The 19,928-nt window shown below is 42.1% G+C and carries 18 protein-coding genes; 11 read left to right on the forward strand and 7 right to left on the reverse strand.

The window, feature by feature from the left end:
- Nucleotides 1–3: 3 nt before the first annotated feature.
- Both PR766_RS03540 and hemC read right to left on the reverse strand, forming a co-directional pair.
- Nucleotides 4–759: a uroporphyrinogen-III synthase gene (locus PR766_RS03540; RefSeq protein ID WP_006658194.1), complete on the reverse strand. Its 756-nt coding sequence runs from the start codon at nucleotides 757–759 to the stop codon at nucleotides 4–6.
- Complete coding sequence (gene hemC, locus PR766_RS03545; protein WP_036963204.1) at nucleotides 756–1,700, reverse strand: hydroxymethylbilane synthase; 945 nt, start codon at nucleotides 1,698–1,700, stop codon at nucleotides 756–758. Before hemC ends, PR766_RS03540 begins: the two co-directional genes overlap by 4 nt.
- A gap of 616 nt (nucleotides 1,701–2,316) precedes the next feature.
- On the opposite strand from hemC, the gene PR766_RS03550 reads away from it, so the two are divergent.
- Nucleotides 2,317–4,902 (forward strand): class I adenylate cyclase, encoded by a 2,586-nt coding sequence (locus PR766_RS03550; protein ID WP_006662363.1) that lies wholly within the window; start codon nucleotides 2,317–2,319, stop codon nucleotides 4,900–4,902.
- A gap of 82 nt (nucleotides 4,903–4,984) precedes the next feature.
- Here the strand turns inward: PR766_RS03550 and cyaY are convergent, their stop codons facing one another.
- Nucleotides 4,985–5,302, reverse strand: coding sequence for an iron donor protein CyaY (gene cyaY, locus PR766_RS03555; RefSeq protein WP_154636302.1), 318 nt, complete (start codon nucleotides 5,300–5,302; stop codon nucleotides 4,985–4,987).
- 214 nt (nucleotides 5,303–5,516) lie between these two features.
- Here cyaY and lptM point away from each other — a divergent pair, with 214 nt between their 5' ends.
- From lptM to PR766_RS03600, 9 genes are all read left to right on the forward strand, one after another.
- Nucleotides 5,517–5,696, forward strand: a complete 180-nt coding sequence (lptM, locus tag PR766_RS03560) for an LPS translocon maturation chaperone LptM (RefSeq protein WP_006658189.1) — start codon at nucleotides 5,517–5,519, stop codon at nucleotides 5,694–5,696.
- 21 nt (nucleotides 5,697–5,717) lie between these two features.
- Nucleotides 5,718–6,542, forward strand: a complete 825-nt coding sequence (dapF, locus tag PR766_RS03565) for a diaminopimelate epimerase (RefSeq protein WP_006662364.1) — start codon at nucleotides 5,718–5,720, stop codon at nucleotides 6,540–6,542.
- 27 nt (nucleotides 6,543–6,569) lie between these two features.
- Nucleotides 6,570–7,274: a DUF484 family protein gene (locus tag PR766_RS03570; protein ID WP_006658187.1), complete on the forward strand. Its 705-nt coding sequence runs from the start codon at nucleotides 6,570–6,572 to the stop codon at nucleotides 7,272–7,274.
- Nucleotides 7,256–8,185, forward strand: a complete 930-nt coding sequence (gene xerC / locus PR766_RS03575; protein WP_006658186.1) for a tyrosine recombinase XerC — start codon at nucleotides 7,256–7,258, stop codon at nucleotides 8,183–8,185. The genes PR766_RS03570 and xerC overlap by 19 nt, the downstream gene beginning before the upstream one ends.
- On the forward strand, nucleotides 8,185–8,901 hold the full coding sequence (gene yigB, locus PR766_RS03580) for a 5-amino-6-(5-phospho-D-ribitylamino)uracil phosphatase YigB (protein ID WP_006658185.1): 717 nt from the start codon (nucleotides 8,185–8,187) through the stop codon (nucleotides 8,899–8,901). The genes xerC and yigB overlap by 1 nt, the downstream gene beginning before the upstream one ends.
- Nucleotides 8,902–9,121: 220 nt before the next feature.
- Nucleotides 9,122–11,284, forward strand: a complete 2,163-nt coding sequence (gene uvrD, locus PR766_RS03585) for a DNA helicase II (RefSeq protein ID WP_006662365.1) — start codon at nucleotides 9,122–9,124, stop codon at nucleotides 11,282–11,284.
- A gap of 292 nt (nucleotides 11,285–11,576) precedes the next feature.
- Nucleotides 11,577–12,161: a hypothetical protein gene (locus PR766_RS03590; protein WP_230086807.1), complete on the forward strand. Its 585-nt coding sequence runs from the start codon at nucleotides 11,577–11,579 to the stop codon at nucleotides 12,159–12,161.
- A 259-nt stretch (nucleotides 12,162–12,420) separates the two neighbouring features.
- Entirely contained in the window at nucleotides 12,421–13,005 is a 585-nt protein-coding gene (locus tag PR766_RS03595; RefSeq protein ID WP_154636301.1) for a 2OG-Fe(II) oxygenase, read from the forward strand.
- Between the two features lie 192 nt (nucleotides 13,006–13,197).
- The gene (locus PR766_RS03600; RefSeq protein WP_230082068.1) at nucleotides 13,198–13,896 is read left to right on the forward strand and encodes a hypothetical protein; all 699 of its coding nucleotides are present in this window, start codon (nucleotides 13,198–13,200) and stop codon (nucleotides 13,894–13,896) included.
- A gap of 44 nt (nucleotides 13,897–13,940) precedes the next feature.
- On the opposite strand, the gene prfH is transcribed toward PR766_RS03600, so the two are convergent.
- Nucleotides 13,941–14,552, reverse strand: a complete 612-nt coding sequence (prfH, locus tag PR766_RS03605) for a peptide chain release factor H (protein ID WP_154636300.1) — start codon at nucleotides 14,550–14,552, stop codon at nucleotides 13,941–13,943.
- Nucleotides 14,549–15,685, reverse strand: coding sequence for an RNA ligase RtcB family protein (locus PR766_RS03610; RefSeq protein WP_154636299.1), 1,137 nt, complete (start codon nucleotides 15,683–15,685; stop codon nucleotides 14,549–14,551). The genes prfH and PR766_RS03610 overlap by 4 nt, the downstream gene beginning before the upstream one ends.
- 174 nt (nucleotides 15,686–15,859) lie before the next feature.
- On the opposite strand from PR766_RS03610, the gene PR766_RS03615 reads away from it, so the two are divergent.
- Entirely contained in the window at nucleotides 15,860–15,991 is a 132-nt protein-coding gene (locus PR766_RS03615) for a hypothetical protein (protein WP_272518468.1), read from the forward strand.
- Between the two features lie 560 nt (nucleotides 15,992–16,551).
- Here the strand turns inward: PR766_RS03615 and PR766_RS03625 are convergent.
- Both PR766_RS03625 and PR766_RS03630 read right to left on the reverse strand, forming a co-directional pair.
- Entirely contained in the window at nucleotides 16,552–18,273 is a 1,722-nt protein-coding gene (locus PR766_RS03625) for an amidohydrolase (RefSeq protein WP_036963221.1), read from the reverse strand.
- A gap of 97 nt (nucleotides 18,274–18,370) precedes the next feature.
- Nucleotides 18,371–19,744 carry an APC family permease gene (locus PR766_RS03630; RefSeq protein WP_036963223.1) on the reverse strand — a complete coding sequence of 458 codons (1,374 nt, stop codon included), beginning with the start codon at nucleotides 19,742–19,744 and terminating at the stop codon, nucleotides 18,371–18,373.
- Between the last annotated feature and the right edge of the window lie 184 nt (nucleotides 19,745–19,928).

Genomic DNA, 19,928 nt, shown 5'->3' on the forward strand with positions numbered 1-19,928 from the left:
AAATTAGCATCCCATATCGGTTGAAATTAATGCTTCAAGTAAAGCGTTATTCTCTGCGCTAGTTGCTACGCAGACTCGACGCCACCCACTTTGGTGGGCTTTTTCTGCAATTCGTTCGCTGACAACCAGTAGTCGGCGGGAATACCACCATTGTTTCATCTCTTCAGAGAGCAAATCATTAAGCAACGTTAACATTTCTCCACTGGTGATGACGATGTCAGTGATATCAGCGTTAAACCAAGTTTGGTTAAACTCAGTTTTATCATACGGCACAGGGCGTCTTGCGTAACATTCGCAGTAATCAACATTGGCACCTCGTGCGCGCAATGTTGAGGCAAGAAGCTCACGCCCACCATTTCCTCGCAGGAGTATGGCACATTTTCCGGTTAAATTTTGTAGGTCAGGGTGAGTGAGTAACACTTCGCTGGTTTCACCCGCTTCAGCCCAATGGATAGTCTGTCCAGTTAACCGTTGAAAATAGTGTCCTGTTGATTGTCCTATACCATAATAGGATAACTTATCTGACCAGTCTCGTCCTGCTTGTTGCAGCACTAAATTTGCATACCAGACGGCATTTTTGGACAAAAGAAAGACGAGATCGTTTTTCGATAATCCATCTAAGCGTGGGATTAACGTATTCAGTTCCGCGCCAGCTTCAATCGTAATCAGGGGGGCTGCATAAGCTTGTGCCCCTATTGCATTAATGGCTGTTATCAACGCTGAGCTTGATGGCTCAGGGCGAGTAACAAGGACCTTCATGCTGGTGCATTTCCTTTATAGACTTCAGCTAGAATTTCGCGCGCGCCTTTATTAAGCAGCTCTTCCGCGAGAGAAATACCGGCTTGGATTGCATCCGCAGGTGCGATTAAACGCTCCCCACGGATGACTTGGCTACCATCTGGCGCTCCCACAAGGGCACGTAACCAGATTTTATCGCCTTGCCAGATGGCGTAACTGCCAATAGGGACTTGGCAACCCCCTTCGAGGCGCATATTCATTGCACGTTCCGCGAGAACGCAAATCGATGTTGCAGCATGGTTCAATTTTGCCAATAAATCGCGAGTACGTTGATCATTTAAACGGCACTCAATGCCTACCGCGCCTTGTCCTACCGCAGGTAGAGATTGTTCTGGTTCCAACGCGGTTTTGATACGTTCATCGAGCTCTAAGCGTTTTAAACCAGCGACTGCAAGGATAATGGCATCATATTCGCCATTATCAAGCTTGGATAGGCGGGTACCCACGTTGCCGCGTAAGTCTCGGATAACGAGATCCGGGCGTAATTCTCTTAATTGGCATTGGCGACGTAAGCTGGATGTTCCGACGATGCTACCCGCAGGAAGCGCATCAATATTGGCATAATGGTTTGAAACAAATGCATCTCGTGGGTCTTCACGCTCACAAATGGTGACTAAACCTAACCCTTCAGGAAATTCAACGGGGACGTCTTTCATGGAGTGAACGGCAATATCTGCACGCCCTTCGAGTAAAGCCAACTCTAACTCTTTGACGAATAATCCTTTTCCACCCACTTTTGCTAATGGGGTATCTAAAATGATGTCCCCTTTGGTGACCATTGGAACTAACTCTACCTGTAAACCTGGGTGGAGTTGCTCGAGTTTCGCTTTGACGAAATAAGCTTGCCATAGAGCGAGAGGGCTTTTACGCGTCGCGATGCGTACGATATTTGTTGATGTCATTTCACTGTTTTCTCAGGCGAATATTGCCGCAGATTAACCATACAATTGGCGTTAGTTTTAACATGTTAGCGGCAATTTTTCCAGCTGGTCGCAGAATGAACGATATTCAGTGAGTGTGCAGAGAGAGTGAATAATCTTACGTTCGCTTTTTTACATCTTTTTAGGGTAGAGAGTGAAGAAAAACGGGTAAAAAAAGGATCTACATAACAAAATTCTTTAGCTATTCGTGCTTTTTTTAAAATGCAATGGGGAGCGGATTAAGCGATTTTTGTTGAAGCGAGTAAGCGTAGAGCCGGACAGCACTAAGCTGGATTTAGATTATGGCTGCCTTTTTGTTAGACAATCGACGGCACTGATATTATTCCATTGAAAAACAAGGGATATTTCCGTGATGCAAAAATAAAAAGTCTTTTTATACAATATGTTGAAAAATAATTTGTACTAAAAATAGACGGGAAAAATTCTGTGATCTACTTTACCCTTTTGCTCCAAGGTGTTAAATTGATCACGTTTCCGACAATCCCTTTGAAAAGTAATTTAAGTTTTTCTCTATCTGTTGGGTGCTGGGAAAATTCCCCCAGGTTTGTCATTACATTCATTCAGTCAGGCGTAACCTTTGTACCTCTATATTGAAACTTTAAAGCAAAGACTTGATGCGATAAACCAACTGCGGTTGGAACGCGCGACGGCTTCTATGAGTGAAACCTTTTCGAAGGTTTACAACTTGTTGCCGGTTTTGTTTCATTATCATCATCCAATGATGCCAGGTTATATTGAAGGCAACGTCCCTCATGGTGTCTGTTTCTTTTCTCCCGATGCAGAACAACTCAAATGGTTACAACCTTTAGAACGTTTTTTACCCACCAAAAACCAAGCGAATGGTGAATTGCCAATTACGGGCATTTACTCGATGGGAAGTACGTCTTCAGTGGGCCAAAGTCACTGTTCAGATATTGACGTTTGGGTCTGTCATCCTTCTTGGTTAGATAACGAAGAGAAACGATTCCTACAGAAAAAATGCACATTAATCGAACAGTGGGCAGCTTCTCTGGGGATTGATGTCACGATTTTTTTAATTGATGAAAACCGTTTTCGCCATAATGCGAGTGGACATATCGGTGGTGAAGATTGCGGTTCTACTCAACATATTTTACTGCTGGATGAATTTTACCGTACTGCGGTAAGAATGGCTGGAAAACGCTTATTATGGACGATGGTCCCTGTTGAGGAAGAGCAACACTATGACGAATATGTCATGGGACTCTATGCGCAAGGCGTTCTGACACCAAACGAATGGCTAGATTTAGGGGGGCTTGGTGAACTTTCAGCTGCGGAATACTTTGGCGCGAGCCTGTGGCAGCTGTATAAAAGTGTCGATTCTCCTTATAAAGCGGTATTAAAAAGCATTTTACTGGAATCCTATTCTTGGGATTATCCACACGGTAAATTATTAGCGTTGGAATTCAAACGTCATTTACATGCAGGTGAAATTGTCTGTTACGGGCTGGATTCATACTGTTTGATGTTGGAACGTGTTACTCGTTATTTGACTGAAATTAACGACTCAACACGTTTAGATTTAATTCGCCGCTGTTTCTATCTCAAAGTCTGTGAAAAACTGTCTGAAGATGAAGGTAATTCGTGTTCAGGTTGGCGTCGTGATGTGTTGTCTCAGTTAGTGGAATCGTGGGGATGGAGTTCAGAGCGTTTGGCATTATTGGATACGCGTAACCAATGGAAAATTGAGCGAGTACGTGAAGCGCATAATGAGCTGCTCGATACGATGATGCAAAGTTACCGTAATTTAATTCGGTTTGCGCGCCGTAATAATTTAAGTGTTAGTGCTAGCCCACAAGATATTGGGGTATTAACCCGTAAGTTATATGCGGCCTTTGAAGCGCTACCAGGGAAAGTGACTCTGGTTAACCCTCAGATTTCGCCAGACCTCAGTGAAGAGCATCTGACGTTTATTTATGTCCCTGAAGGTCGTGCAAATCGCAGTGGTTGGTACCTGTATAACCAAGCACCGCAAATTGACACCATTATTGGTCATCAACCTTTAGAATATAACCGCTATTTGAATAAGTTAGTGGCGTGGGCCTATTTTAATGGGTTACTGACTGAAAATACGCAAGTCCATATGCATCATGGCAAGTCCCAATGCGATGAGCGTAAGTTATTGGAATTAATGCATGATGTATCGAGCCATTTCCCAATAAGATTACCAGCTCCAACCCCTAAAGCATTGTATAGCCCATGTGAAATCCGCCACTTAGCCATTATTGTTAACTTGGAGAAAGACCCGACTCAGGTTTACTCTGAGCAAGTGGTGCATGTGGATTTTAGAAAGCTAGATATTTTCAGCTTTGGTGAATCACAAAAATGCCTGATTAGCAGCATTGACCTGCTGTACCGTAATTCATGGAATGAGGTTCGTACTCTGCATTTCAGTGGTGAGCAGTGTATGTTAGAAGCGCTGAAAACCATCCTTGGCAAAATGCACCAAGACGCGGCGCCGCCAGAGGCAGTTGAAGTATTTTGTTATAGCGAACATTTACGCGGTCTTATTCGTACTCGTGTCCAACAGTTGGTATCAGAGTGTATTGAGCTGCGTTTATCCAGTAACCATAATGAGCCAGGGCGCTTTAAGGCTCTGCGTATCGCTGGGCAAACATGGGGTCTGTTCTTTGAACGTTTAAACGTTTCTGTGCAAAAGCTTGAAAATGCGGTTGAGTTCTATGGCGCTATCTCCCATAACAAATTGCATGGTTGGCCAGTAAAATTACAAGCGAAGGGGGATAATCATCTTCCTGCGGTTGTTGATGGCTACGCAAGTGAAGGTATTGTGCAGTTTTTCTTTGAAAATACTGACGACAACACTGGCTTTAATATTTACGTGTTGGATGAAGCCAATCGCGTGGAAATCTATTCTCACTGCGAAGGTTCAAAAGAAGAATTGGTGCGTGATGTGAGTAAATTTTACTCATCTTCCCATGACCGTTTTACTTACGGTGCGAACTTTATTAATTTCAATTTACCTCAGTTTTATCAAATTGTAGAAGAGGCAGGCAAAAAGCAAGTCATGGTCTTTTCTGATGCGACTTGGCCATTTACTGCAGACGAAGAAGATAATGATGATTACCCCTCTGCACCACCATTAAGCTCGCCTGAGCCGCTAAGCCTATCTAAACAGCACGCGTAATATGATTATTGGTTTTAATCGTGATAAACGACAGACAGAGTATATTATTGCCTCTGCCTGTGGTTTTAGAATGAGTGCGTGTTTAGAACGAAAAAGGGAAGTGGCTTTGGAAGGTAATTGCATTGCTTAACATAGACAGAAACTCTTGACCTGAGCGGTCACAAATCCATTTTCCATCTTTGTAATCATAATGATAGCCACCTTGTTTTGTCGCTAACCAGATCTGGTGGAACGCTTCTTGTTTGTTGATGATAATCTTACTGCCATCTTCAAAACTCAATGTCATGACGCCGCCATTAATTTCACTATCAATATCTGCATCGCCATCGTAATTATCTAAATGTTCTTCAATCGAACTAAGCAATTGCTCTGCCAACTGATGAAATTCGCTATCGTTCATGATGTATTTCCTGTTTATACTTTTATTTAGGCGAAATTATAGGGTTGAATGTGTTCAGGGGTCAAACGGCTCACATCTCAGATGTGAGATGCCATTTGAATTATTTAACGTATATAATATTAATATGTTTGATAAACAGGCGTGATTTGAAAAGCGACTCCTGTTACTGTGTGAAATATCAGATTGCAAAATTTAGTCTTACAGGCGAAACATAATGAAAAAAAGTTTATTTGGGCTTAGTGCACTCCTCGTTTTACTTACCCTTTCAGGCTGTGGCTTAAAAGGTCCGTTGTATTTTCCGCCTGAAGACAATGCAGCTGCGCCTGCTAAATCTGACGTGCAACCTAAAGCTCCAAGCAGCTCAAACAAAGAGCCTGCTGCGAATAAACAGTAAGCCTCTGCTATGGAACGTGAATTGCAGTTCTCAAAAATGCATGGTCTAGGCAATGATTTTATGGTGGTAGATGGCGTCACACAGAACGTCTATTTTTCACCAGAGCTGATCTGCCGCCTTGCAGATAGACATACTGGCGTTGGTTTTGATCAGCTTTTGCTGGTGGAAGCCCCTTATGACCCCGATCTTGATTTCCATTATCGTATTTTTAATGCGGATGGTAGCGAAGTGGCACAATGTGGCAATGGCGCACGGTGTTTTGCCCGCTTTGTGCGCTTAAAAGGACTGACGAACAAGCAAAAAATTAAAGTGAGCACTCAATCAGGGCGCATGACTCTTACCATTAATGAAAATGATGATGTTTGCGTGAATATGGGCGAGCCTGATTTCGAGCCACAAAACGTTCCATTTCGCGCCGTGAAAGCGGAAAAAACCTATATTATTCGAGCACAAGAACGTACAGTGTTTGCGGGGGTTGTTTCGATGGGAAACCCCCATTGTGTTGTACAAGTCGATAATGTACAGACCGCTGAAGTGGAAGTTTTAGGTCCTGCACTAGAAAGCCATGAGCGCTTCCCTGAACGTGCCAATATCGGGTTTATGGAGGTTGTCAGTGCGGATTACATTCGTCTGCGTGTTTATGAACGTGGTGCAGGGGAAACCCAAGCATGCGGGAGTGGGGCATGTGCGGCTGTGGCCGTCGGTGTTGGGCAGGGGTTGTTAGCGAACAGAGTTCGCGTGGATTTACCAGGCGGTTCTCTGGATATTAGTTGGGATGGTCCCGGATCGCCGTTATACATGACGGGACCTGCAACCCATGTCTATGATGGAGTGATCCAAATTTAATCTTGATTGAGTGCAAAGAGGGGAATAATGGATAAGCGTGAAACGGTGCCAGAGATTGCTCAGCGAATGGATGAGCAGGATGTGGTGCAATATTTAAAACAGAACCCTTATTTCTTTATTCGCAATGTATCTCTTGCTGAGCAAATCAAGGTTCCTCACGTTGTTCAGGAGGCTATTTCGCTTCCTGAGCTCGTGATGAGTCGTCAACGTCAAAAAATTAAAAATCTTGAACAGGATATTCGCTTCATGGTGGAACAGGCGCATGAAAATGGGCTGCTGTTCGATGAACTTCTGTATCTTGTGATTGAGATGTCTTCTGCAAACAGTTTGCGGGAGATGTTATTTTCATTAAACCGTTGGGCAAAAAAACTGGGTTTATCAGGCGCGTCAGTACGTCTGTTTAGTGACAGTTGGCGGTTATCCGCCCCATTAGATGCTCACGAATTAGTGCTTCCGCGTCGTATTTTCGAGCCTGTACGTATTCAGCGTTTTGGGGATCGCCTCAATTATCTTGGTCGTCTTAATGGTCCTGAACTTCAACTTTTACTGCCTGATGCACAAAATGTAGGTTCAGTGGCGATTTCACTGTTTGGTCATCATGGTGAGTCAGGTATGGTTATTTTTAGTAGCCGCGACCGTGAACACTATCAACATGGTATGGGAACAGTGATGCTGGAAAAAGTGGCGCAAATCCTACCGAGGTTATTATGTCAATGGATAGAGCGTCTGTAGACGTTCAGCCAGAAGGGCTGATGATCCAAGTCGAAGCCTTTCTTCGCTATCTGCGCGTCGAACGGCGGTTAAGTCCAGTGACTATCACCAATTATCGTCGTCAATTAAGTGTCGTGTGCCAAATTTTGGGTGAGCTAAAAGTCAATCAATGGCAAAAACTGGATATTACCTTAGGGCGCAGTATTGCGGCGAAAAGCCGTCGAACTGGCTTACAAGCCGCGAGTATGGCACTAAGGCTTTCAGCCCTTCGCAGTTTTTGTGATTGGATGGTGCAGCAAGGGGAGCTACCTGCAAATCCGGTGAAAACTCTCCATGCACCTAAAGCCAAAAAACGTCTGCCCAAAAATATGGATGTGGATGAAATCTCTCAATTATTGAATATGGACAGTGGTGACCCTCTAGTCGTGAGAGATAGGACGATGTTAGAAGTGATGTATGGCGCAGGATTACGTCTATCTGAGTTAGTTGGCTTAGATGTGAAGCATCTAGATCTCGATTTAGGCGAGGTTTGGGTGATGGGGAAAGGTAGCAAAGAACGTAAAATTCCCCTAGGAAAAACAGCGGTAAGCTGGTTAAAGCGCTGGCTTGAAATGCGTGAATTGTATGAGCCAGTTGATGGCGCGGTATTTATTTCGACGCAAAGTGGTAAGCGTATCTCGAATCGTAATGTGCAAAAGCGATTCGAACAATGGGGAATCAAACAAGAGGTGAATAGCCATATCAATCCCCACAAATTACGCCACTCTTTTGCAACGCATATTCTCGAATCAAGTGGTAATTTACGCGGGGTACAAGAGTTATTGGGTCATGCCAATCTCTCAACAACCCAAATTTATACCCACCTTGATTTCCAACATCTCGCAAATGTTTATGATGTGGCGCATCCGCGAGCGAAGAGGGAGAAATCTTAATGCACTTTTACCGTCCGTTATCACCCATCAAAGCGATGACGTTTGATTTGGATGATACGTTGTACGACAACCACCCAGTAATTGATAAAACCGAAGAGGAAGTTTTACGGTTTATCCGTGAATATGACCCGCGTTTTCATCATTTTACTAACGATGATATTTATGCATTTCGTTATTTAGTTGAAGAGCAAGAGCCCAATATTCGCCATGATATTACCCGTTGGCGCTGGTTATCGTCGAAAATGATGTTATGCCACTATGGTTACAGTAAAGAAGATGCTCTGAAAGGTGCGGATGAGATTATGTCGCACTTTACTTACTGGCGTAACCAAATCGATGTGCCGCAATCAACACATGAAACGTTAGCAAAATTAGCCGAAAAATTACCACTGGTAGCCATCACTAACGGTAATGCAGAACCACAAGAGTGTGGGTTAGGGCAATATTTCCAGTTTGTCTTAAAAGCAGGCCCTGATGGGCGCTCAAAACCGTATTGTGATATGTACCATCTAGCCTCTCAGCGCTTAAACATTGAGCCTAGCGCAATTTTACATATTGGGGATAACCTACTAACGGATGTGGAAGGGGCAATCAAAAGTGGAATGCAAGCTTGCTGGTTTAACGTGGACCATTCAACGTTGATGAACGAGAAGGAAGGGCATTTATTACCTCACGTAGAAATTTGTCGGTTGGATTCTCTTTTGTCATTGGTATAATCCTTTCTCTGTATAAAAATACAGTGGTGTAAGCCACTGTTAAACTATTTCCAAATCCATCGGGTTTTGAAATGGCTTCTTGGGTTTATGAAAATAAACGAGGAAAATCATTTATTGATTTTCGCCTAATAACACAAAGAGTGAAAAAACCACATTTTACTCCCTCTTTGTCAGTAACCCCACAGTGGTGCAAGTCACTGTTTTTGCTTTGATGGTAACTATGGACGTCTCATATCTGCTCGAAGGTCTTAATGACAAACAACGCGAAGCGGTTGCCGCCCCGCGAACTAATTTACTGGTACTCGCTGGGGCGGGGAGCGGTAAAACGCGTGTGTTGGTACATCGCATTGCTTGGCTAATGTCGGTGGAAAATGCGTCTCCGTTTTCGATTATGGCTGTGACGTTTACCAACAAAGCTGCCGCAGAAATGCGTCATCGTATTAATCAGTTAGTGGGAACCAGCGAAGGTGGAATGTGGATTGGTACTTTCCACGGTTTAGCTCACCGCTTACTCCGTCAGCACTATTTAGATGCCAATTTGCCACAAGATTTTCAAATTCTAGACAGTGACGACCAATATCGTTTGATCCGCCGTCTACTTAAAGCTATGAATCTCGATGAGAAACAGTGGCCACCTCGCCAAGGTATGTGGTACATCAACGGTAAAAAAGATGAAGGGCTGCGTCCTCAGCATATTGAAAGTTATGGTAATCCAGTAGAGGCGACGTGGTTGAAGGTATACCAAGCCTATCAAGAAGCCTGTGATCGCGCTGGGCTGGTGGATTTTGCTGAATTACTATTGCGTGCTCATGAGTTATGGCTGAACAAGCCTCATGTTCTCCAGCATTACCGTGAGCGTTTTACTAATATCTTGGTGGATGAATTCCAAGATACCAACAGCATTCAATATGCTTGGATTCGGGTATTAGCCGGCGATACGGGCAAAGTGATGATCGTGGGGGACGATGACCAATCAATTTATGGTTGGCGTGGTGCACAAGTTGAGAATATTCAGCGTTTCTTGAATGATTTTCCCGGCGCTGAAACTATCCGTCTTGAGCAAAATTACCGTTCAACCAATAATATATTGAAATCAGCGAATACGCTCATCGCCAATAATAGTGACCGACTCGGTAAAAATTTGTGGACAGAGGGCGGCGATGGCGAACCTATTTCTCTTTATTGTGCCTTCAATGAGCTTGATGAAGCCCGCTATGTGGTTGGACGCATCAAGCAATGGCATGAAAACGGTGGTGCTTTACAAGATTGCGCGATCCTCTACCGAAGTAATGCCCAATCTCGTGTCATGGAAGAAGCGTTAATTCAAGGTGCGATGGCATACCGTATTTACGGCGGTCAGCGCTTCTTTGAGCGCCAAGAAATTAAAGATGCGCTCTCATACTTGAGATTGATTGCTAACCGTAATGACGACGCTTCTTTTGAGCGTGTGGTGAACACACCAACGCGAGGCATTGGTGAGAGAACATTGGATACAGTTCGTCAAACTGCTCGGGATCAGCAACTGACTTTATGGGAGAGTTGTGAGTACTTACTTCGCGAACAGGTATTGGGCGGCAGGGCTGCGAGTTCAATTGAACGTTTTCTTGAGTTAATCGAAGCATTAGCGAAAGAGACCCAAGAGATGCCATTACATGTTCAAGCCGACCGAGTGATCAATGATTCCGGTTTACGAGCAATGTATGAGCAAGAAAAGGGTGAGAAAGCCCAAGCTCGAATTGAAAACTTGGAAGAGTTAGTCAACGCGACACGTGACTTTAGCTATCAAGATGAAGACCAAGATTTAATGCCATTACAGGCATTTTTATCTCACGCTGCATTAGAGTCTGGTGAAGGACAGGCTGATGTCAACCAAGATGCCGTTCAATTGATGACATTGCACTCTGCTAAAGGGCTTGAATTTCCTGTGGTATTTATCGTAGGAATGGAGGAAGGTATGTTCCCAAGTCAAATGTCTATGGACGAAAGCGGCCGCCTTGAAGAAGAGCGTCGTCTGGCTTATGTAGGGATTACTCGTGCGATGGTAAAGCTGACAATTACCTATGCAGAAAGCCGTCGTTTATATGGTAAAGAAGTTTATCATCGTCCTTCTCGCTTCATTGGTGAGTTGCCAACAGAATGTGTGGAAGAGGTACGTTTAAGAGCGACAGTTTCTCGTCCTGTCAGTCATCAACGTCTTGGTACGCCAATCAGCCAGAATGATTCAGGTTATGCATTAGGGCAGCGAGTCAGACATGCGAAATTTGGCGAAGGCACCATCATTAATCTTGAGGGAAGTGGTGAGCATTGCCGATTACAAATTGCGTTTCAGGGACAAGGCATTAAATGGCTGGTAGCGTCTTATGCTCGATTAGAAATGTTGTAGATCCAGATTAAATATAGCACCGCAAAGAATCGCGGTGCTCACTCAAAAATAAATCCCTAAGAATTATAATAAATTCTCTTTATTTTTATATTAAAAACATATAATTTAAATATTTGTTTTCTACGTTAAATTACTATAGTCTCCGATTGAATTTTAATTAATTAAAATAATCAATGGAGATTTATCATATGGGAATGGAAATATTTGCTAATTTAGATAAAAAATTAGATTTAGTTAGAGTGAAAAATTATTAATATCTGGAAGGCATGATGTTAATAAAATTCAAAAAACCATGGATGCAGTTAAGAATAAAATAAATAATAGCTTGCGTGAGCAAGTGAATAAAGTAAGCCTAAGCCATAATACTCTGTTGGAACAAGAATCCATTCTTACTGATTTGAAAGAAAATAATGTATTTTATAGTCAAAATGAAATTGATTTTTATATTAAACAAGTTCAACAAGATTTAAAGAATAATGAAAGTTGGAATCAGCCAAAAAATAACTTTGAAAAAATAGACTTCACTAATCATGGCGGATTGAGAGGGATGATTTTCACGCCTATTGCTAATTTTAATAAAAAAAATGATGAACTCGCCAAAGTGCGCTATGAAATTGACGTTTTAGTTAAAAAGATAAATGAAGAACGTTTGAATATTGAGTTAGATGCGCTTAAGGCAATGAAAGATCCCGTACAATTAGATGTACAACCTGCATTATTGGATATGCTTTCCGAACAGCAGTCAGGCTTTGAACCCACGAATGAAGGCTATTTTTCAGCAGAGAACCCAATCAATTCTATGCCTATAAATTCTATGAAAGCATCAATTCCTTTCTGTGACTGTGGCGGTGTTGGTCGAACAGCAATGTGCGCTTAATTTTAAATAGTTTTACAATTAGTGAACTAATTTCTCGCTGATGAGATAAGGGACTTAATCTTGTTTAAGTCCTTTTTTTGTTTCCAGTTTTTCTATGCTAATGATATAAAAGGAGTTGTTTATTTTACTCTCGCAATCATAATGTTTTAGCGATTCGCGTTGATAGGGTTATTGAATCATTAGGATTTGAGTTTTTAATTTTAAATTTTTCCACTAATAAAGTATAAAATCTTACCTAGTAACCACTCTTAAATTCATCATGTCAATTGATCAACTTATTGATTCACTTGCTTCACAAGGTTGGTATGTGTGGGACGATTTTCTGAATCTGTCAGAGATTCATACCATTAAAGATTGTATCCCCGATAAATTACAAGACGCTCGCATTGGGCATCGTGATTCATTGCAGGGTAATAAAAGTATTCGTGGCGACCAAACAATTTGGTTAGAACTCGAGATGGGAGATGCTGTTGCGCGTTATATGGATAAGATGGAGCACATCAGGCAAGCATTAAATCGTCAGCTTTATCTTGGTTTACGTGATTTTGAAACCCATTTTTGCCGCTATCCCAATGGTGGATTCTATAAAAAACATGTTGATAACCCGCGAGGGGTTGGACGTCGTAAAATCACAACGGTTTTATATATGAATGAGCGATGGCAGCCTCAAGATGGTGGAGAATTGGTTGTTTATGACCATGAAGATAATCATTTGTTTAAGTTAGAACCCGTTGCAGGGCGAATGATCTTTTTTATGTCAGAAAATTTTCCTCATGAAGTTTTACCCACAGAAAATAAGCGTGAAAGTATAGCGGGTTGGTTTTTAACTGAAAAAATACTTTAACGTTCCCCTTGTATGCCGCCCCCGTTAGGGGGCTGGTTGTTATATAATCATCATAATAATAAAACTAAACGTAGTATATAAACTATGATTTTGTCATTTTTCATATTTTAGATTATTTTAATTTTGATTTTTAATGAAAATCAGATGAGTTTATTTTCTATTTCAAAATATAAATAAAGGATGAATTATATAATGAGTTTAAATAATAAATTTAAGTCACAAATCGAGTTTAATTCGTTTAAGTTGAAATTTGAAGATTATAGTGCAAAGTTTGCAGTTTATGAAAAGGAGCAGCAAAGAAATATTAATATTTTAAGAGAACATACAGGCAGAAGTTTAGATACGTTAACAACCCGGGAGATTAAACCCACCGATAAGTTCATATATCAGGAAGAGATGAATTTACATAATAATAAAGAAAAATTTTCAATTATTAAAAATAACATCGTGGAAATAGAAAAATATATTAATACTATTGGTGATGCAGATAACTTTGATAAAGTTATGGACAGTATTAATGCGCTAGAGCTGAGTTTGGCGTCATTTTCGAATACGGAATCCCCATTCCCTTCAGTAATCCCTTCAGATTCACCCTTTGTGCGCCATGCGGTAATATCGCTATTTATCCAAAACCAATGGATCAATGGAGAATTCGCAACGTTAGATGCGCAGCGTATTCGTTTGTCTGAGATGGTGAGTGCAGAGCTCGATACGTTGAATGAACCTCAATTACCTGATTGCTTTGGTTCTTCACGTGCAACACGATTAGTTGAGCAGATCACTGCGATGGATTCTGCTGATAGCAGCTTTATGGGTAATAATACCATCAGCTCATTTGCCTCGACGTATCCTACTTGTGATATTTATCTTGGTTATCCTGTTTGTGCTTAATGCGTAATCATGGGGTGCCACGCAATAGTGTGGCACCCCTGTTTTTAGTTCATTTGCTTAAATTCTTTGCCGGTGAAAATTAATGCCGCATTTCCTCGTTCAATCTGGTAGTGAGAAAGGTGGCGTTGTTTATCTAACGTGTCTAGCTGTTGAGATTGATATTCGCAAAGCTTCCAATGGATGAGTTCCTTGGCTAATTTTTTATTAGCATGTTGACTACGCTCCGATTGTACTTTGACACTAATTCCGGTTGCTACGTGTTTGGCACGAACGGCGGAACATGTTTTATTCACATGCTGTCCCCCTGCACCTTGAGATTGAGTAAATTCATATTCGATTTCACTGTTTTCTAAAGGTTGTATTGGTGTAAACATCATCACACTGACGAACCAGTTCTTGCGCTTATGGCGTGGCCTCAGCGGGCTTTGACATTGCCATTGAATCGTCCCACTCCAACGTTCTGCCATTTTTTCGGCATGTATACCGTCTAAAGCAATCAGCACTGATTTTAGCCCTTGCTTAGATGGGCATGACTCTAGTAATTCGGTATTCACCTTGAGTAAAGCAGCCTCTTTTACAAAACATGCAAATGCATTTTCTACTGCAATGCAACATTCTTCAGGACCTTGAGCAGAAGAAAACTGTAATAAGATCATTCGCAGTCTCCGCTGGTTTTATAGGTGATTACGGGGGTTAAACGTGCGATGACTTGAATAATCCCCACATCAACCATACTGTCTATCACGGTATCAATTGATTTATAGGATTGTGGAGCTTCTTCATAAATCAATTGCTTATTGGCACAAATGACTCGGCTACCTAAGGATGTTCGAGACAATTGGAGTGGCGTGTAGTGGTGAGATAATCGCCCTTTACACTCAGTTCTCATCCATTTTCGACCAGCGCCATGCGCGAGGGAATTCAAGCTAATTTCATTAGCTACGGGTGCGACCAAATAGCTGTAATCACCTCGAGAACCGGGAATAATCACCATACCACGATCAGCGGGGGTTGCGCCTTTGCGGTGTAACCAGCCATCTATCTCATGAATACGACAAGGTTCTACAAGGTTATGATTCAAGTCCAAATATTGTTCGCCTGACGTTTTCACTTGTTGCATCATGCGTAGCCCGATTAACTGGCGATTGAGCTGCGCAAAATCCAATGCATCTTGATGAGCATTTAGGTAAGTTGCGGCCTCATCGGAATGTTCATCGAGCCCGTTGTGACTATGTTGTTCGACATGTTGGCGCAGAATAGACTGCCCTAAACCACGCGAGCCACTGTGTACTAACAAGAGTAATTTCTGTTTATCAAGACCGCTTTGCTCGAACAGCTCAGTGTTCAAAATCTTATCAACGGCTTGAAATTCTGCGAAATGATTACCACCACCAATCGAGCTAAGTGACGCCATAAAACGGTGGGATTTCATTTTGTCAGGCACATGCTCATCTAGCCATTCTTGGGAAGCGTGGTCAGTCATATCAGAAAGCTGCTTTTCTAGCTTATCTAAGTTAACTTTTGCTCGCTTAATATCTGTTTGGAATAGGCTCATTCCACAGTCAATATCATTGCCTACCAGTGCAGGGTAAAAGCGTTTTTCTGAGAAAAATGCGGCACCAATTGGATAACCTCGACCAGGATGTAAATCTGGCATACCAACGACGGCAAGCATGTTGGGTAAATTTGCTGTTGTTTGTAATTGTTGGATTGCTTTACTTTCAATCCATGTAGATTCTGTAGCGATGTAATTAACATGTTCGCTCACAGAATGAAGGGTATTGCCCATAAGCTATTGACTCATTTCTAAAGTGAAAAATAAGGTAATTAGCAGGCAAGTTTTGAGAAGATAGCTGGACTAACGTTTAAGATTATTTTTACGTTTAAGACTATTTCTGGGTCTGCCCGCAAAGAGTTTGATTAATTGTTGTCATGATGAACCTCCTTGCAGTGAATTGATTGAATGAATGAAAACGCGGCGGATATTAACGGGAACTTTTTTCTTTTGCAAGAGAGAAAAGAGGAAAAAAGTAAAATTAATCTTTATCCTGAAGTAATTAATAAATTAGAAATTAATTATTTTTATGATAAATAATAATCCAAAACGAAAATTGATATTTAATTACAGATTTGAATATTATTAAAATATTTCATTAAGATAAGCGTAAACAGGTATATTTTCGCTATTGTAACTTTGCTACTCTTTTGCTGGGTGCTTGATCTTGCTCAGTTCAAGCATTTATTTTTGGTCTGGGAAAGAAAAAGCCCCGTTAGTGATATTCACCAACGAGGCTGCACTCCCAACCAGACAATCGGGAGTGTGCCTCTTAATAAAAGAGAGGTCAAGGAGAAATGACAAAGTACGCAATGATAGCTGTAGTTTCTATTTGCGTAACAATATTGGGTTGCTCATTTTTAATAAAGGATAGATTAAGCTATTTGCATATTGATAATGACAATACAGTCGTTCAGGTGAAATTGGATTACGAAATCAATTAATCCCCGAGTGGGGAGAGAATTTTAATTAATTCAATTTAATGACAATGAATTCCCCACTCTTTCTTCTTTCTTATTACCGGTTGGGATATCAAGCACTCAAACTAAAGTGCCCCAATATAATTGGGGCACTTTTTACTATTTTAACTAATTAAAAAACTACGAAGCAATATGAACAGTTTTACCGCCAACAATAGTGCGCAAGACTTTCACATTTTCAATGTCATCAGCAGGTATTTTAAATACATTGCGATCTAACACGATCATGTCTGCAAATTTACCCACCTCAAGGGATCCGACAACATCTTCACGATGCTGTGCATAAGCGGAATCTATTGTTGCAGAACGCAAAACTTCAATCACAGTCATGTCCCGATCATTATCGAGTCTTGGCGCGGGTTGACCATTAATATCGCGTCCACGACGTGTGGCTGCGACTTTCAAATCATACCATTCGTCAAAATCATCGATTGGCCAGTCACTACCAAAAGCAACCACGGCACCTGCATCAATAAACTTAGCAATAGGCTCTAGTTGCTGGAAGCGGGTTTCACCGAGCATGTTTTTCTCGAATGCAGCCAGCTCAGGTGTTGGAGCAGCCCACTGGAATGATAAGCAGGCGATAGTATTTAGACGTGCAAAACGTGCATAGTCTTTAGCGTCGACCAGCTCATTATGAGCGAGTCCTGGGCGAATATCTTTTTCAGGATGTGCAGCTCGCATTTTTTCAATCGCATCTAACACGATAGAAACGGCACCTTCTCCTACAGTATGTAAGTGAGGATCGTAACCTGCCGCAGCGATTTTTTCGAGCAGTTCATTGAGGATCTCAGCGGTAAAATAGAGGTCACCGTAGTTATCGGTTTCAACCCAATTAGGGGCGCTATCGGTGCCTTTATTCACACGATATGGCTGTAGCAATGATGCGGTCATGGTTGGATATTGCAGCACGCCATCCACAAACATTTTGATGTTACGTAATCCGATGCCAGGTGCTGGCGTCCATTCGGCTTGGTGCCATTTTTTGGCGAAAGCAACAGCTTTATCAACCGCAGCGGCAACCGCAGCAACATTTGGCGTATCATCAGGCGTGATTTCTCGCGCAGCTTGGAAACGTAATGTCAGTTCGCCACGTTGTTGAAGTTGGTGGAATGCGTTTAATTGCTGCTCAGAAACACGGGCATCCATCACCATCGTGACACCTTGCTGGTTCAATACTTTTTGAACGAGCTCAGCCACTTCTACCGCTTGTTCATCGCGGATCGATGGAATGCTATCGGCAGCACGCATGGCTGGAGCATCTTCGAGAATACCATTGAGTTCACCATTCTCGTACTTACCAATTTTGCCATCTGGCGGCTCAGGAGTATCTTTAGTGATCCCAAATAATTCGAGCGCTCGGCTATTGGCTAATAGCGTATGGCAGTCATTGGAGAACAGGACTACAGGGCGTTTGGTATTGAGTTTATCCATATCTTCACGATACATATCAATACCCGCAGGTAACATGCCTTGACGTAACCACGCAGTGACTTTTAGCCAGTCATTTTCTCCCGTGCGCGGGTCTTTATCGAGGTGGCTTTGCACGCGTTGTAAAATTTGCTCGATAGTCAGGGATTCATAGTTCAGATGGCAGCCAAAAAGCTGAATGCCTCCCCAAAATGGGTGCATATGTCCATCGATGATCCCTGGCATCATCATTTTGCCTTCAAGATCGATGCTCTCTGTTTCTGGACCTACATATTGATGCAATTCATTTGAAGTCCCTGTTCCAAGAATATAACCATCTTTCAAGGCGATAGCGTCAACAACGCTATCTTGACTGTCTGCGGTATAGATATAACCGTTGAAATAAATAACATCAGCAATTTTATTATTCATCGTAAACCGTCTGTATCAGGGGCTCCTAAGGAGCCAGAACCAAAAAAATAATGGGGAAGATATACTTCCCCATAATCAACGAAAGGTACTGGGAAAATTAATTGATAATCATCTCAGTCTCGGCATCGGATATAGCAGGCGGACGACGAGTAAAACCATGGGTTAATAAAGTGAGATAACCTGCACCTGCGGCTAACCAACATAAACCCACTGTAAAGGCTTCTGCATCTAGGCTTGTCCATAACCACAAGGTTAAAACAACCCCAATCGATGGCATAATCAAACACGTGAGCAGTTTGGTATTATCCAAGGAAGCTTTACGGTCAATATAGAAATGTTTAATGACCGATAAATTCACGAAGGTAAAGGCGATCAGTGCACCGAAGCTTATCATGGAGGCAACCATGCTAAGAGATAGCACAAGAGACAGCAGCGAAGCTACCGCCACAAAAATAATGGAATATACCGGTGTATTCAGGCGTGGATGTAAATAGGCAAAGATAGAACGCGGTAGCACACCTTCACGACCCATAGCATAGAAAATACGCACAATACTGGCTTGAGATGTCATTGCGGAAGCAAATACACCAATAACATAAGCGGTAATAAAGCTTGATGCCATTAAGGATGCGCCGATCCACTTCATTTTATCGCCCACTTGTTGCATCACTGCAATACTGGCAACATCGGTGTTCGGGATAAAGTCTTGCCATACCGGGTACATTAAGTGTGCGCCGTAAGAGATAGCAATGAACATCGCTCCCGCGATAAATACGGTATATAAAATGGCTTTTGGTAAAGCACGACGAGCATCTTTAGTCTCTTCTGCCATCGTCGAAATAGCATCAAAGCCTAAGAAGGCTAAGCACAGTACCGCAGCACCGGCGAAGAGCCCTGATACTTGTGATGACATCACCGTTAATGGCGCCATTAGTGCTTCGACATCTAAAACATAGGCATTTTGGAAGCAGATGTATAAGAAGATGGCAATAAACACAAATTGCATCAGAATAATCAGCATATTCATCCAAGATACCAGTTTGATACCCAGAATGTTCATGATGCTAACAATCGCGATGGTTGAGCAGATTATCACTGGCATTGGGATATTGGGGAGTGCTTCGTGGACAAAGATCCCAATGGCAATGTAGTTAATAATCGGAAGAAATAGATAATCCAGTAGTTGTGCCCAACCAACAAGAAATCCAAGAGTGCCACCAAAGGTTTTTTGCACATATGAATAGGCAGACCCAGAAAGTGGGAGTGCGCTGGTCATGCGGCAATAGCTCATGGCTGTAAAGAAGACAGCAGCAAGTGTAATTAAATAAGCGATAGGCAGGTGGCCTTCACTTAATACAGTAACTTGTCCATAGGTGGTAAAAATCCCGAGCGGTACCATATAGGCAAGCCCGAAAAACACTAACGCAGGGGTGGTCAGTACACGTTTCATTTGAACGGTATTCTGTTGCATTTTGAAGCCCTTCCCAAAAGCCCTTAACAACGTTAACTCTGTCTGAATACACAGGCCGAGTGAACCTAAAAATGCAGCCATATAACTTCAGCTATAGCACTACATGTCTTGTTTTTTACATACGCTAATTATTGAATTAGGTATGTGGTAGACGCTTTGTATTCAATTTCAGAAAACCTCGCAC

It is taken from the genome of Providencia sp. PROV208 (assembly GCF_028479465.1).
GTDB lineage: Bacteria > Pseudomonadota > Gammaproteobacteria > Enterobacterales > Enterobacteriaceae > Providencia > Providencia alcalifaciens.

Coding starts and splice junctions, on each gene's coding strand:
- PR766_RS03570 (WP_006658187.1), top strand. CDS start 6,570: ATGGATAAGCGTGAAACGGTGCCAGAGATTGCTCAGCGAATGGATGAG.
- PR766_RS03625 (WP_036963221.1), bottom strand. CDS start 18,273: ATGAATAATAAAATTGCTGATGTTATTTATTTCAACGGTTATATCTAT.
- PR766_RS03540 (WP_006658194.1), bottom strand. CDS start 759: ATGAAGGTCCTTGTTACTCGCCCTGAGCCATCAAGCTCAGCGTTGATA.
- PR766_RS03600 (WP_230082068.1), top strand. CDS start 13,198: ATGAGTTTAAATAATAAATTTAAGTCACAAATCGAGTTTAATTCGTTT.
- xerC (WP_006658186.1), top strand. CDS start 7,256: ATGGATAGAGCGTCTGTAGACGTTCAGCCAGAAGGGCTGATGATCCAA.
- lptM (WP_006658189.1), top strand. CDS start 5,517: ATGAAAAAAAGTTTATTTGGGCTTAGTGCACTCCTCGTTTTACTTACC.
- hemC (WP_036963204.1), bottom strand. CDS start 1,700: ATGACATCAACAAATATCGTACGCATCGCGACGCGTAAAAGCCCTCTC.
- PR766_RS03630 (WP_036963223.1), bottom strand. CDS start 19,744: ATGCAACAGAATACCGTTCAAATGAAACGTGTACTGACCACCCCTGCG.
- PR766_RS03590 (WP_230086807.1), top strand. CDS start 11,577: ATGGATGCAGTTAAGAATAAAATAAATAATAGCTTGCGTGAGCAAGTG.
- PR766_RS03595 (WP_154636301.1), top strand. CDS start 12,421: ATGTCAATTGATCAACTTATTGATTCACTTGCTTCACAAGGTTGGTAT.
- prfH (WP_154636300.1), bottom strand. CDS start 14,552: ATGATCTTATTACAGTTTTCTTCTGCTCAAGGTCCTGAAGAATGTTGC.
- PR766_RS03610 (WP_154636299.1), bottom strand. CDS start 15,685: ATGGGCAATACCCTTCATTCTGTGAGCGAACATGTTAATTACATCGCT.
- PR766_RS03615 (WP_272518468.1), top strand. CDS start 15,860: ATGAATGAAAACGCGGCGGATATTAACGGGAACTTTTTTCTTTTGCAA.
- uvrD (WP_006662365.1), top strand. CDS start 9,122: ATGGACGTCTCATATCTGCTCGAAGGTCTTAATGACAAACAACGCGAA.
- cyaY (WP_154636302.1), bottom strand. CDS start 5,302: ATGAACGATAGCGAATTTCATCAGTTGGCAGAGCAATTGCTTAGTTCG.
- yigB (WP_006658185.1), top strand. CDS start 8,185: ATGCACTTTTACCGTCCGTTATCACCCATCAAAGCGATGACGTTTGAT.